The sequence below is a fragment of the Segetibacter aerophilus genome (genome assembly GCF_007991655.1).
GTDB classification, from domain to species: domain Bacteria; phylum Bacteroidota; class Bacteroidia; order Chitinophagales; family Chitinophagaceae; genus Segetibacter; species Segetibacter aerophilus.
Window position 1 is genome coordinate 58,139 of sequence record NZ_BJYT01000007.1, and the last position, 13,700, is coordinate 71,838.

Sequence of the window (13,700 nt, forward strand, 5' to 3'; positions counted from 1 at the left end):
TTTTTCATATGACGCTTTGCAACCAATTATTTTTCTTAAAATTGAGAACGATTTTACTCTATGGCAATTTTCTCGGTTAGCACCATTCTCATTTTTCTAAACATTCTTGTTTCTTATAGAGGTTTCAAAGACCCATCTTTCTTTGATCGATATGCTTTTCAGATTGATAAGGTATTAGTTTATAAAGATTATAAGCGCCTTGTTACTTCAGGGTTTCTGCATGTTGGCTGGCCTCACCTCCTTTTCAATATGTTTTCGTTATACATATTTAGTGGTAGTCTTGAAAGTGTGATCGGTCCGGTAAACTTTCTTATTATTTATACGGCTGGTCTGATTGGAGGCGACTTACTAAGCTTGTTTATTCATCGCTATCACCCGGACTACAGTGCGGTTGGTGCGTCAGGAGCCATTTTCGCCATCATGTTTTCTGCAATTGCCATCTTCCCTGGAATGAAGATTGGCTTTTTCTTTCTGCCCGCAATACCGGGATGGCTATTCGGACTGGCCTATGTGCTTTTCTCTATTTATGGCATCAGGTCGAGAACAAACAATATTGGTCATGATGCTCATTTAGGTGGAGGACTCGCCGGGATGTTAGTTGCTGTATTGCTTTATCCTTCGATGATCATTGAGAACAGCTTCGCACTTTTAGTGGTCGCTGTTCCCGCAATTGCGTTTATTCTGTTTATTCTTTATAAACCGCACGCCCTGTTGATTGATAATTATTTTTTTAAAAATCATCGTCCTCTCACGGTAGAAGATAAGTATAACCTTAACAAACGAAATCAGCAACAAGACCTGGATAAGTTATTGGAGAAAATACACCAGCGCGGGATAGATAGTTTATCAAAAAAGGAACGTGAAATGCTGAAGGAATACTCTAAATAAAAATGAGGCAATTTGCCCCAATTTTAAAAGTATTTTGACAAGTGAAAGTTAATTAGCGTCCTAAAGGACGAGCCGAGATCTGGCCGTATTTAAGAATTAAAATCTATTTGCTAGATCCGGTTTGGAAGTTAAATTCAAGTAGTAGTTGCTATTTACGAGGGCGAGTTGAGCAACATATATAGGCTACCCGCACCAAGAACTAACACAAGCAGTACAAGACAAACAACAGACGAGCGACTTTTAGAGCTTGAAAGATTATCAACTACCCCTTCAAACCATTCAGACATTATTTTCATAAATATCGGTTTTAGATATTGTTAACAATAGCGTGCCAAAAGTGTAACGTCAATAAACCTTTTTTATTGCCTAGATAAAATACGAAGTTGAGAGAGACGAATGAGGTAAAAACCGTACAAAAGTGCGACGCAACGATGTCCAATAACGATACGACGGTGGTACAAAAATCTTTTCCCACACATTATAAAGAGAATGCAAAACAGCTTGAGCGAGACAAGCGAAGGATGTAACTTCGCCAGATGGGTAACTATTTAAATGAGCTGAACGAGCAGCAGCGAGAGGCAGTAATACATAAAGAAGGTCCGATAATGATTGTGGCGGGAGCAGGAAGCGGTAAAACAAAAGTGCTTACGACCCGTATCGCCCACCTGATGAGCCAGCACAAAATAGATGCTTTTAATATTCTTGCCCTAACATTTACGAATAAGGCGGCGGCAGAAATGAAGGAACGCGTTGAGAAGATTTTGGGTAATTCTGAAGCAAGGAATTTATATATCGGAACTTTTCACAGCGTATTTGCAAGAATGCTGAGAGCCGAAGGTCCTAAGATAGGCTACCCCAACAATTTCACTATTTATGACACCGATGACAGTCGCAGTGTGCTAAAGACTGTTATCAACGAAATGAACCTCGACGATAAGCACTATAAGCCGAGCGTGGTGCACAATCGGATTTCCCAGGCTAAAAATGCTTTAGTCGGTCCGGCCGAATACCAGAATGATTACTACATTCAGCAGGAAGACATGCGGTCTAATCGCCCCCTGATTGGTCAAATTTACCAGAGTTACGCCGCGCGTTGTTTTAAGAACGGCGCAATGGATTATGATGACTTGCTATTTAAAATGTATGAGTTGCTGCGGGATTTTCCCGAGGTGCTGTATAAATACCAGCACAAGTTTAAGTACATCATGATAGATGAGTACCAGGATACGAACGCGGTACAATATCAAATCATCAAACTTTTGGCTGCTGTTCATGAAAACATCGCGGTAGTGGGTGACGATGCGCAATCAATTTACAGTTTCCGTGGAGCTACTATTGAAAATATATTGCAGTTTCAGAAAGATTACGACGACGTAAAAGTGGTGAAGCTCGAACAGAATTATCGTAGCACACAGAGCATCTTGAATGTTGCCAACGAGGTTATCAAAAATAACAAAGGGCAAATTCCCAAGGACTTGTGGACTGAAAATCATGAGGGCGAAAAAATTCGGCTCGTCCGCACCATGACGGATAATGATGAAGGAAAATTTGTGGCAGATACTATACAAGAGCAAAAGCTGCGTAACCATTTTTATAATCGTGACTTTGCAATCTTGTACCGCACCAACGCCCAGAGCCGGTCATTTGAAGAAAGTCTTCGCCGCATGGGTATTCCCTATCGTATTTATGGTGGAGTGAGTTTTTATCAACGCAAGGAGATCAAAGATGTGCTGGCTTACTTAAGGGTAATTGTGAACACACGCGACGAGGAAGCATTGAAGAGGATTATCAACTACCCGGTACGTGGAATTGGAAAAACCAGTATTGAAAAAGCGGTAATTTTTGCCAATGAGCACAACATTAGCATGTGGGAGGTACTAACAAAGGCAGGCGAGTTCGGCTTTAAGGCCGGTGCACTGGAGGCTATTTCAAACTTTGTAATAATGATTAAGTACTTCCAAAGCATGCTTAGTAGTAAAAATGCCTATGATGTCGCCGTGCAGGTAGGCAAGCATACTAATATTGTAAAGGATTTATTTAACGACAAAACGACTGAGGGCCTCGCCAGGTATGAAAACATCCAGGAGTTGTTTAACTCTATCAAAGAATGGACAGAAAGCCCTAGCAACGATGACGGCGAATTGGGTGATAAAACTTTGGGAAGCTACCTGCAGCAAATAACCTTGCTGACAGACGCCGACGACGATAAAGAAAACAGCGACGTTGTAAAATTAATGACGATACATGCGGCAAAAGGGCTTGAGTTTGCATGTGTGTTTGTAGGTGGAATTGAGGAGACGCTCTTTCCAAGCGCAATGTCCATAAATACGCGTGAAGAATTAGAAGAAGAACGCCGACTTTTTTACGTGGCGGTTACTAGAGCCAAGAAGAACCTGTGGCTTACCTATTCTAATACCCGCTACCGTTTCGGGCAGCTTGTTCAGAACGAGCCAAGCAGGTTTATAGAGGAAATGCCTGAACAATATATCGACAGAAGTTTTGCTGGCGGTGGTGCACGAAACCAAGGTTACAATGATTTTGGGGGAACTTCTGCTTTTGACCGAATGAGTGGCGGCAGTGGTGGATGGAAAAGTAACAGTGCAAGAGTAGCTGAAAAGTACGGACCTCCGCCGACAAAGAAAGAGACGAAACCGGCTTATATGCCCGTAGCTCCGGCAGCGCCAAAAGTTGTAGAACATCAACCAAGCGCAGACTTTTCAGCAAGCGATACAACGGGGTTGCAGGTCGGCCAAAAAGTTGAACATCAAAAATTTGGCTTTGGTGAAGTACTAAAGATGGAAGGGTCTGCTCATAATCCTATTGCCACAGTGAAGTTTCACTTAAACGGCGAGAAGAAAATTATGTTGAATTACGCAAAATTGAGAATTGTAGATTAAGACAGATAGCTACTATTAGCCTGAGCCGTCGGCCTCTTACTATTGATCTTTTTCAACGTGATTTTTTTTAGCATTAAATTTTTATTGAACATTCTTGGATCGCTAACCCACCGCTTCAGAAAAAGCACAACCGTTTTTAATTCTTTAACCACCTTTTAATCAATGCGATTTGACTTTCACATGAATATGTGATGAACGGCTTCTTTGCCTTGATGTAAGTTTGTGGAATGATAAAACTACTGGTATACGAAGACAACCCGCAACTGAGAGAAGGGCTTACCATGCTGATCAATGGGTCCGATGGTTTTGAGGTACTCGCATCCTTTAAGAATTGTAACAATGTCTTATCGGAGATTCAGGAATACAAACCTGACGTGATATTGATGGACATTGACATGCCCGGAACGAACGGTATTGCTGGTCTTAAACAAATAAGACTTGTAAATAACGAAGTCAAAATTCTGATGCTGACAGTTTTTGATGACAACAAAAACGTGTTTGAAGCTATTAGTAACGGTGCAAACGGTTACGTGCTAAAGAAAACTCCACCGGCAAAATTGCTCGAGTATATCCAGGAGGCACAATCTGGAGGTGCCCCAATGACTTCTTCTATTGCTACCCAGGTGCTAAAGATGTTTTCAACAATACACGCAGACAAAGGCGAGCAATACAACCTTTCTGAACGGGAAAAAGAAGTGCTCGCACTACTTGTTAACGGCTACAGCTACAAAATGATTTCAGCAGAAATGTATATAGCGATTGACACTGTTCGCTCGCACATTAAGAAAATATATGAGAAGCTTCATGTAAACTCTAAAAGCGAAGCGGTGGCTAAAGCATTTAAGGATAAGATTGTGTAGGGCGATATTTGATAAAAGCGATCCGCTTAACTTCTTATAAATCACACGTTCATGCTATAGGACGGCCTTCATAACCCCGCTACTTTTGCGTCATCAAAACTACCGGGAAATGAAACAGAACTTAAACTTTACATTTTGTTACCTCATATATATCGGATTAGCAATTTTTGTCCATCCTTTAAAAATGCCTAACAATCTCAATCGAAATAACTCCCTAGAAAGTATAAAAAAGCAACAAGTGCTTATTGCTGCAGAGAGAACAGATATTCTTCATGGAGATTTGCTCTTCAAGTTTTAAAAACCACATTTTTAAATATTAAGACCAGCCAATTGGCTGGTCTTTTTTTGTTGACAAAACAAGTAAAAAAAGTTCTAAGCTATAAGCAGCATATAAAAAATATAACATGTCTTATTAAGATCATATGTTTCCGCCTCTTTCATGTAAAAACAATTTTTGAGACTGAGTAAAAAAAAACATTACTTATTTCAAGTATATAATAAATACTATATATTTTTGTTAAATCACCTTTAATTTGAAAAGTATATGCTTGCTACATCTAGATCATTTCGATGGGGAGTGATTTTTATCTTGATGCTATCTTCCTCTATTTCCTTCGCTCAACGGGTAGTTACTGGTAGGGTTACAGGAGTAAACGATCAGGCGGCTTCGGGAGCTACCGTTACAGTTACAGGAACCAATGTTGCCACCCAAACAGATGCTAATGGTAACTACACCATTACGCTTCCGGCCGGAAGAAACTCGCTGACGGTTACCTACGTCGGAACCGAAACACAAACAGTTACAGTGACGGGGGCTACAGCTAATGTTTCATTAAGAGCAGCGACAACAACAATGTCTGAAGTTGTGGTAACGGGATATACCGCGCAACGAAGAAGAGACATCACAGGTTCTGTGGCTGTTGTTGATGTTGGTTCTTTAAGGCAGCAACCTACTGGTAATGTTAGTGAAGCTCTGCAGGGGCGGGCGTCAGGAGTAACTATCCTTACTTCCGGTCAGCCTGGAGGTGCGGTAAACGTGATGGTGCGAGGCATTACCTCTATTGGTTCCTCTGCTCCTTTGGTTATCATCGATGGTACACCTGGAAACTTGAATAATTTGAACGTAAACGATATCGAATCTGTACAAGTTTTAAAAGACGCGGGTGCAGCTTCCATCTATGGAGTCCGCGGGTCTAACGGTGTGGTAATAGTAACTACAAGAAGAGGCAGGTCAGGTAAAGTACGGGTGTCTTATGATGGGTTCTATGGTACTCAAATACCTGTTAACGGAGGAAAAAACCCATATAGAATTGCCAACACACAAGAAACTGCCGATGCAGTTCAGCGATCCTTTATCAATAGTGGATTAACTCCTTCGAATCCACAGTATGGTAGTGGAACAACGCCTGTAATTCCTGATTATATCACTCCAACAGCAGCGATGGCAGGAGATCCGCGGGTTGATCCATCCAAGTATGCACTTTATTCAAACCAAATTACACAGGCGAATAAAGTAGGTACCGACTGGTTTAATGAAATTTTTGACCCTGCACCTATTCAAAGTCATAATATTTCTGTTGGGTCTGGTGGAGACCGGTCTAACTACTTTTTGTCGCTTAACTATTTTAACCAGGAAGGCACTTTGATGAATACTTATTTGAAGCGTTATTCCGCCAGGATAAACACCACTTTCAATATTGCTAATAAGGTACGTGTAGGAGAAAATGCATATATCTTTTATAGGTCCAGCCCGGGTTTCGGTAACCAAAACGAGGGAAATGCAATTTCACACGCTTACCGTCAAAATGTAATAATACCCGTCTATGATATTAAAGGCAACTTTGCCGGAACAGGTTCCGCAGGTTTAGGTAATGCCCAAAACCCCGTAGCCATCCGGGAACGAGCAAGGTTTGATAGAAGTAACCAATACCAGGTTAGCGGAAATTTGTTCGCAGAACTTGACTTCTTGCGCCACTTTACCGCGCGCACTTCATTTGGAGGTACTATCGATAACAACAACTTCAGCTTCTTCTCTTTTACCGCATATGAAAATGCTGAGAATAACCGAAATCCCAACGCTTTTACTGAGGGCTACGGCTACAATACCAACTATACCTGGACAAATACACTCACTTATAATAATGTCTTCAACGAGAAACATAACTTAAGAGTGTTAGTTGGGTCAGAGGCAATTAAAAATCTAAACAGAAACATCCAGGGGAGCAGATCAAATTATTTGACAAACCCTAACAATCTTAGTGTCGATCCTCAACTGATGAGCCTAGCCTCTGGTTCTCCTGTCGGTCAGCAAAACACAAGTGGCGGACCCAATCTCACCACGTTATTCTCCTTATTTAGCAGGGTAGATTATACTTTTGCCGATCGCTATATTCTAAGTGGTACAGTACGAAGAGACGGATCTTCTGTCTTTGCACCTGAAAATCGCTTTGGCGTATTTCCATCGGTAACAGCTGGCTGGCGTATTTCAAGGGAGAAATTCTTCCCAGTCACATCATGGATAAATGAACTTAAACTGCGTGGCGGATCAGGGGTACTGGGATCCATCAGTAATATTACTGCAACAAACGCGTTTGGCTTATTTAACCAGAATGCGGCGCAATCCTATTATGATATAGGAGGACAAAACACCGCGATGGAACTTGGCTTTTATCAGCAACAAATTGGTAATGTTCGAACTACATGGGAAGAAGACATCATCACAAATGTTGGTCTGGACGCAACTTTATTTAGCAATAAAGTAGACTTTTCGCTTGAATGGTATAAAAAATCAATAAGTGGACTACTGTTTAGACAATTGCCAGACCCAACGCAGGTTGGACCGACTCAGCCGTTCGTTAACGCCGGAAACATTCAGAATACGGGTATTGATGCAAGTTTGTCTTACAGGGGAAAATTCTCTAATGATTTTACCTTTGATCTGACCGCTACCTATACCTCCTACAATAATAAAGTTGTGAGCTTACCTGCCGGTCGCAAAACCATTCCGCAGGGAAGTGCCGGCTCTGGTCGTATTGGCGCTTTCACCCGTTTAGAACCAGGAATACCTCTAGGCTCATTTTATGGTTATGACGTTGTAGGACTATTTCAAAGTGCGGAAGATGTTACGAAATCTGCTAAACAACAAGACGCGGCGCCAGGCCGACTTAAATTTCGCGATGTAGATAATAACGGTGTTATAAATGATAATGATCGTACTTATTTTGGAAATCCCAACCCTGATTTTACCACAGGTTTAAATATCTCCTTAAATTATAAAAACTTCGATTTTTCCACTTTCCTGTATGCGTCGGTTGGTAATGATGTCATTAATTATGTTCGCTATTGGATTGACTTTCCATCGCTCTTCAACGGCGCGGTTAGCAAAGATGCTGTTTACAATTCGTGGACACCTCAAAACTTAAATGCCAAAGTTCCGATATTAGAGCGTTCAGCAAACTTTAGTACAAACACTCAGTTCAGCTCGTATTATTTAGAGAACGGATCGTTTTTGAAAATGAGGTCCCTAGTGTTTGGTTATACTGTTCCTGCAGCCAAACTCCGCCGCATAGGAGCTGAAAGACTAAGAATATATTTCCAGGCAGCAAACTTGTTTACCGCAACAAAATATACTGGTCTCGATCCTGAACTCATCAACTCTGATGTAAACAACAATACAAACTTTGGAATTGATTTTGGCGCTTATCCGTCGAATCAAAAAAACTTCAATTTAGGCATAAACCTGTCATTCTAATTCTAATAAGATTTATATGAAAAGGATAAAAATTTTATGGTCGGTCGTTGCATTTACCACCGTAGTTATAGTTGTTCAAGCTTGCAAGAAGGGATTTTTAGACGTTCCTCCGGTGAATGCTTTGTCACAGGAAGTACTGTCAAATAGGGTTGGCGTAGAAGGTCTTTTAATTGGTGCGTACCAAAGACTTGGAGGAAGTGACAACTGGGGATCAGCCCCATCCAACTGGGTATTTGGTAGCGTAGCTGCCGACGAAGCTTACAAAGGATCTACTCCCTCTGACCAACCTGATATTAACCAAATTGAGAGTTGGGCCTACAACGCAAACAATGGATACTTCAACGAGAAATGGGTTAATAATTATACAGGCATAGGAAGGGCTAACCAGGTTATTCGCACGGTTCCTTTAGCAACTGATCTTACGGCCGATGAACAAAAAAGAATATTGGCGGAAGCAAGGTTTTTAAGAGCTTTTTACCATTTTGACTTAAAGAGGATGTTCAACAACATTCCTTTTGTTAATGAAGAAATCAATCAGACAAACCAAAATACCAATCCTCCTAATATTGATGCATCTGGTAATTATATTAATGTGTGGCCTCAAATTGAAGCAGACTTCCAGTTTGCCGCTGATAATCTTCCAGAGACTCTTCCTCAGGCAGGCCGCGCAAATAAATGGGCAGCAATGTCCTTCCTTGCTAAAACCTATGTTTACCAGGACAAGTTTGCTCAGGCAAAACCTTTGTTCGACAATATTATCGCAAACGGTAAAACCACGAATGGTCAGAAATATGCTTTGGTTAATTACTTCAGCAATTTCAATCCTCAGCAAGAGAACAGTGCTGAGTCTATTTTCGCCTTTCAGGCTGCAGTCAATGCAGGCTCAGGAACCAGCGGGAACTATGGAGACAATCTAAATTATCCAAATGGAGGTGGCCCAGGAGGTTGTTGCGGTTTCTTTAACCCCTCTATCACAATGGCAAATGCCTATAAAACAGATGCAAATGGTTTACCATTAATAGATGCTTACAATACTGGAGCTACTGTTACCCCTGGTGGAGGCTATACCGGTACTCTCGACCCCCGGATTGATTGGGTCATTGGGAGACCCGGAATTCCATATCTTGATTGGGGTCCTCACCCCGGTGCTGCCTGGATACGTGATCCCGGTTCTAATGGCCCTTTTAGTGTTAAAAAGACTGTTTATGCAAAAGGCCAGGCAAATCTTGTTTCTACAGATCCTTCGTTTTGGGGGCCTACACAAATGGATGCTGGCAATGTAAACCTAATGCGATTTGCGGACGTTCTTTTAATGGCTGCCGAAGCAGAAGTTGAAGCTGGTAGCCTTGCAAAAGCGTTAGATTATGTAAACATGGTGAGGGCCAGGGCAGCTAATCCCACCGGTTGGGTATACAAAAATGCGGATTATGATCCGGCTACTGCAACTTATAAAACAAGTGCAACGTCTGCCCCCGCAGACAACTATAAAATTGCTCTCTACCCAACAGGTTATTTTTCTTCAAAAGAAGTTGCTCGCAAAGCTGTGTTGTTTGAGAGATATCTCGAGCTATCTCAGGAGGGTCACCGTTTTTTCGATTTACAACGTCGTGATGATGGCACAGGTCTAATGGCTAATACTTTGAATGCTTATGCTGCTGCTGAAAAAACACGACCAAGTTTTTATGCATTAAATCCTACTGCAACCTTTGAGAAAGGTAAAGATGAATTTTATCCGTTACCTCAGGGACAGATTGATCAGGCAAATTCTTACGGACCAATTGTCTTGAAACAAAATCCCGGTTATTAATAATTGTAAATATTTTCAAAGAGAGGCTGCCTCGCCATGGGCAGCCTCTCTTTTTATTATTATATCTCAAGATTTTAAAACCAGTGTTCAAATTATAATTAATTATTATACAATTAGTTGGAATAAAATAATTACGAAAAAAGCTACTATAACAAGCAGCTAAAAAACTTTTAATCGTGTCAATACAGCGACAGAGCAAAGTCTTTCATCTTTTTTTGGAAAAAAAGTGCTTGTTTTCTGGAAATTTGGATTTATTATTTAGATTGCGCTTTAAATAACCTTTAACAAAATAACGCCCATGCTTGCCAAATTAACTTCACTTCGGTGGGGACTAGTCTTGATGCTAGTATTTTCCTCACTAATTTCCTTTGCACAGAGAGTCGTAACCGGTAAGGTAACCGGTGCCGACAATCAACCGGCGTCAGGTGCTACTGTAACCGTAACCGGTACCAGTACTGCTACACAAACAGACGCCTCCGGTAATTTTTCTATTTCGGTTCCGCAAGGACGAAATTCACTAACCATTTCTTACGTCGGTTTTGAAAATCAAACTGTAGCAATCTCTGGCTCTTCGGTTAATGTTGCTTTGAGAGCTGCCACCTCTTCCCTATCGGAAGTAGTTGTAACGGGTTATGGCACCCAACGTAAAAAAGACGTCACTGGATCCGTCTCCGTAGTTAATGTTACAAACCTTCGTCAGCAACCGGTAGGTACAGGTGCAGAAGCTCTACAAGGCCAAGCTTCTGGCGTTACCATTATTACTTCAGGTCAGCCTGGTGCAGCAAGTGATATCCGTATTCGTGGTATTACAGCATTCGGTAATAACTCTCCTTTAGTAATTGTTGATGGTGTACGCGGTGATCTTCAAAACATCAATATCAACGACGTAGAGTCTATGCAGGTATTGAAAGACGCTTCTGCTGCTATTTATGGCATAGCCGGCTCTAATGGCGTTATTATTATAACAACTAGAAGAGGTAGAAGCGGAAAAGCCAGGTTAAGTTATGATAGCTACTATGGCGTAACGACTCAGGGTAAGGGATACCAGATGGCTAGTAGCCAAGAGGAGGCCAACGCTATTTGGTTGCAACAAAAGAATTCGGGAATTGCGGTTCCAAGTCATAAGCAGTATGGAACAGGAGCAAATCCTACTGTCCCGGATTATATTACACCTTTTGGTGTTACAGGAACTGTTGATGAGTCAAAGTACGATATCAACTCAAACCAGATTACTCGTGCTAATAAGGTGGGTACTAATTGGTATAAGGAAATTACGCGTAACGCTCCAAAGCAGAACCATAATATCTCTGTAAGCGCGGGTTCAGACAAAAGTTCATACTATTTTTCATTAGGTTACCTTGATAACCAGGGTATTGCCCAGTTCCAGTATCAAAAAAGATATTCATTGAGGGCTAATACTCAATTTAGTATTAGTGATAGAATCAGGGTAGGTGAGAATGCATACTTGTATTACACTAGAAACCCAACGTTTGGTAACCAGGGTGAGGGTAGTCCGTTTTCTATGGCATTTCGCGAATCAGTGCTCATTCCCGTTTATGATATCAAAGGTAATTTTGCAGGAACGAAATCACAAGACTTAGGAAACGCCCGTAATCCCTATGCTGATATTTATCGTACAAAGGATAATAAAGGTAATAGCTGGAACATGAATGGGAATGTTTTCGCTGAAGTAGACTTGTTGAAGCATCTGACTTTCCGCACAAATTTTGGCGGTACAATGCAAAACAATTATGGCTTTAACTTCAACTACGTAGGGTACGAAAATGCAGAGGGAAATACGGGAGCAAACTCTTTTTCCGAAAACAGTAGTTATAATACACAGTGGACTTATAATAATACTTTGACGTATGGTAATACTATTGGACAGCATACCTTTAAAATTCTAGGAGGTACAGAAGCTGTTAAGTATTATGGACGAGGTCTTGGTGCTACACGTAGTAGCTACTTTTCCGAAAATCCTAACTTTTGGACTTTAGATCGCGGTTCACCAAGCGGACAAGTAAACACAGGGTACGCCTATCAAAGTTCATTATGGTCGCAATTTGCGAGATTAGAGTATAGCTATGCGGGTAAGTATTTGTTGAATGCGACTGTTCGGAGAGACGGTGCTTCAGTTTTTGTCGGAGACAAAAGACACGCAATATTTCCAGGTGGATCAATTGCATGGAGAATTTCACAGGAAAACTTTCTTAAAAGCGTTTCATGGATTAATGATTTAAAGTTACGTTACAGTTGGGCTAAGCTTGGCAATACCGGAAACGTTCAAGCTACCAATCCATACAATCTATACAGTTCAAGTGCAGGTCGTTCCTTCTATGACATAAGAGGTACAAGCAACAATCCATCTTCAGGTTTTTATAGAAGCAATATAGGGAACCCGGAAACAACCTTTGAAGGAGACATTATATCAAACGTAGGATTTGATGCAACCTTATTTAAGAACAAAGTAGATTTTACGATAGACTGGTATAAGAAAAAAGTAAGTGGATTATTGTTTGACGCTCAAACAATTGAATTTGCAAGGGAATTTGTTGGAGATGCTAATCTTCCCAAAGTCAATGTTGGCGATATGCAAAATACAGGGATAGACGCTAATCTTACTTATCATGGTTCTTTCACAAAAGATCTGAAATTTGATGTGACAGGTACCTTTACATCTTACAATAACAAAATTGTTAAAATACCTGGTGTAGATTTCTTTTCATCAAACGGAATAAGAAATCTTACAGTCTCTCGTAATCAGGTAGGTCATTCAGTAGGAGAGTTCTTTGGATACAAGGTTTTGGGTATTTTCCAGGATGCTGGTGAGGTAAGTAAATCTCCAACCCAATCAGATGCGGCGCCTGGTAATTTTAAATATGAAGACAATAATGGTAAAGATGCAGCTGGTAATTTAACAGGACAACCTGACGGAAAAATAGATGCTTCTGACCGTACATACATTGGAAATCCCAATCCAAATTTTACTTATGGTTTAAATTTCGCAATGAGTTACAAGAATTTTGATTTTTCGACATTTTTCTTCGGTTCTCAGGGAAACAAGATTTTTGATGCGACAAGAATTTACACCGATTTTCCTAATTTCTTCAAAGGAGCAATCAGGAGAGAGGTTGCACTTAACTCTTGGACACCAGGAAATACAAGTACAACGATTCCTAAGTTAATGACAACTGGTAGTTTTAGTAGAGATCTTGAAACTAACAGTTACTTTGTAAGTGACGGGTCTTATTTACGGAATAAGCAAATTCAAATTGGTTATACTGTTCCAGTAAAAGTGCTTTCAAGAGTTGGTATTGAGCGTCTACGCTTTTATGTCCAGGCTACTAATTTGTTTACAGCAACTAAGTATAAAGGTTTAGATCCTGAGCTGCAAAGTAGTAACATTGGGGCTAACCAGGGCTTTGGTATTGACCAGGGTAACTATCCCCACACAGCCGGCTATCTTGTCGGTCTTAACTTAAATTTTTAATTGTCAT

General features: G+C 40.8%; 7 protein-coding genes. 6 read left to right on the plus strand and 1 reads right to left on the minus strand.

Features of this window, described 5'->3' with window-relative positions; genetic code table 11:
* Nucleotides 1-60 precede the first annotated feature (60 nt).
* Entirely contained in the window at nt 61-888 is an 828-nt protein-coding gene (locus SAE01_RS10485; protein WP_147203714.1) for a rhomboid family protein, read from the plus strand.
* A 152-nt stretch (nt 889-1,040) separates the two neighbouring features.
* Here the strand turns inward: SAE01_RS10485 and SAE01_RS24460 are convergent, their stop codons facing one another.
* On the minus strand, nt 1,041-1,184 hold the full coding sequence (locus tag SAE01_RS24460) for a hypothetical protein (RefSeq protein WP_170234133.1): 144 nt from the start codon (nt 1,182-1,184) through the stop codon (nt 1,041-1,043).
* A 240-nt stretch (nt 1,185-1,424) separates the two neighbouring features.
* Between SAE01_RS24460 and SAE01_RS10490 the strand changes: the two genes are divergently transcribed.
* The 5 genes from SAE01_RS10490 to SAE01_RS10510 all read left to right on the plus strand — a co-directional run bounded on the left by SAE01_RS10490 (nt 1,425) and on the right by SAE01_RS10510 (nt 13,693).
* Nucleotides 1,425-3,785, plus strand: coding sequence for an ATP-dependent helicase (locus SAE01_RS10490; RefSeq protein WP_147203715.1), 2,361 nt, complete (start codon nt 1,425-1,427; stop codon nt 3,783-3,785).
* A 227-nt stretch (nt 3,786-4,012) separates the two neighbouring features.
* The gene (locus SAE01_RS10495) at nt 4,013-4,645 is read left to right on the plus strand and encodes a response regulator (protein WP_147203716.1); all 633 of its coding nucleotides are present in this window, start codon (nt 4,013-4,015) and stop codon (nt 4,643-4,645) included.
* Nucleotides 4,646-5,189: 544 nt separating this feature from the next.
* A complete protein-coding gene (locus SAE01_RS10500; protein WP_218029131.1) occupies nt 5,190-8,396 on the plus strand; it encodes a SusC/RagA family TonB-linked outer membrane protein in 3,207 nt (1,068 codons plus the stop codon).
* Between the two features lie 16 nt (nt 8,397-8,412).
* Nucleotides 8,413-10,203 carry a RagB/SusD family nutrient uptake outer membrane protein gene (locus SAE01_RS10505; RefSeq protein WP_147203717.1) on the plus strand — a complete coding sequence of 597 codons (1,791 nt, stop codon included), beginning with the start codon at nt 8,413-8,415 and terminating at the stop codon, nt 10,201-10,203.
* A gap of 298 nt (nt 10,204-10,501) precedes the next feature.
* A complete protein-coding gene (locus SAE01_RS10510; protein WP_147203718.1) occupies nt 10,502-13,693 on the plus strand; it encodes a SusC/RagA family TonB-linked outer membrane protein in 3,192 nt (1,063 codons plus the stop codon).
* The last annotated feature ends 7 nt before the right edge of the window (nt 13,694-13,700 follow it).

Bases quoted from the DNA above. Each gene is read 5' to 3' on its own strand.
- SAE01_RS10505 (WP_147203717.1), top strand. From the start codon at position 8,413: ATGAAAAGGATAAAAATTTTATGGTCGGTCGTTGCATTTACCACCGTA.
- SAE01_RS24460 (WP_170234133.1), bottom strand. From the start codon at position 1,184: ATGAAAATAATGTCTGAATGGTTTGAAGGGGTAGTTGATAATCTTTCA.
- SAE01_RS10510 (WP_147203718.1), top strand. From the start codon at position 10,502: ATGCTTGCCAAATTAACTTCACTTCGGTGGGGACTAGTCTTGATGCTA.
- SAE01_RS10500 (WP_218029131.1), top strand. From the start codon at position 5,190: ATGCTTGCTACATCTAGATCATTTCGATGGGGAGTGATTTTTATCTTG.
- SAE01_RS10495 (WP_147203716.1), top strand. From the start codon at position 4,013: ATGATAAAACTACTGGTATACGAAGACAACCCGCAACTGAGAGAAGGG.
- SAE01_RS10490 (WP_147203715.1), top strand. From the start codon at position 1,425: ATGGGTAACTATTTAAATGAGCTGAACGAGCAGCAGCGAGAGGCAGTA.
- SAE01_RS10485 (WP_147203714.1), top strand. From the start codon at position 61: ATGGCAATTTTCTCGGTTAGCACCATTCTCATTTTTCTAAACATTCTT.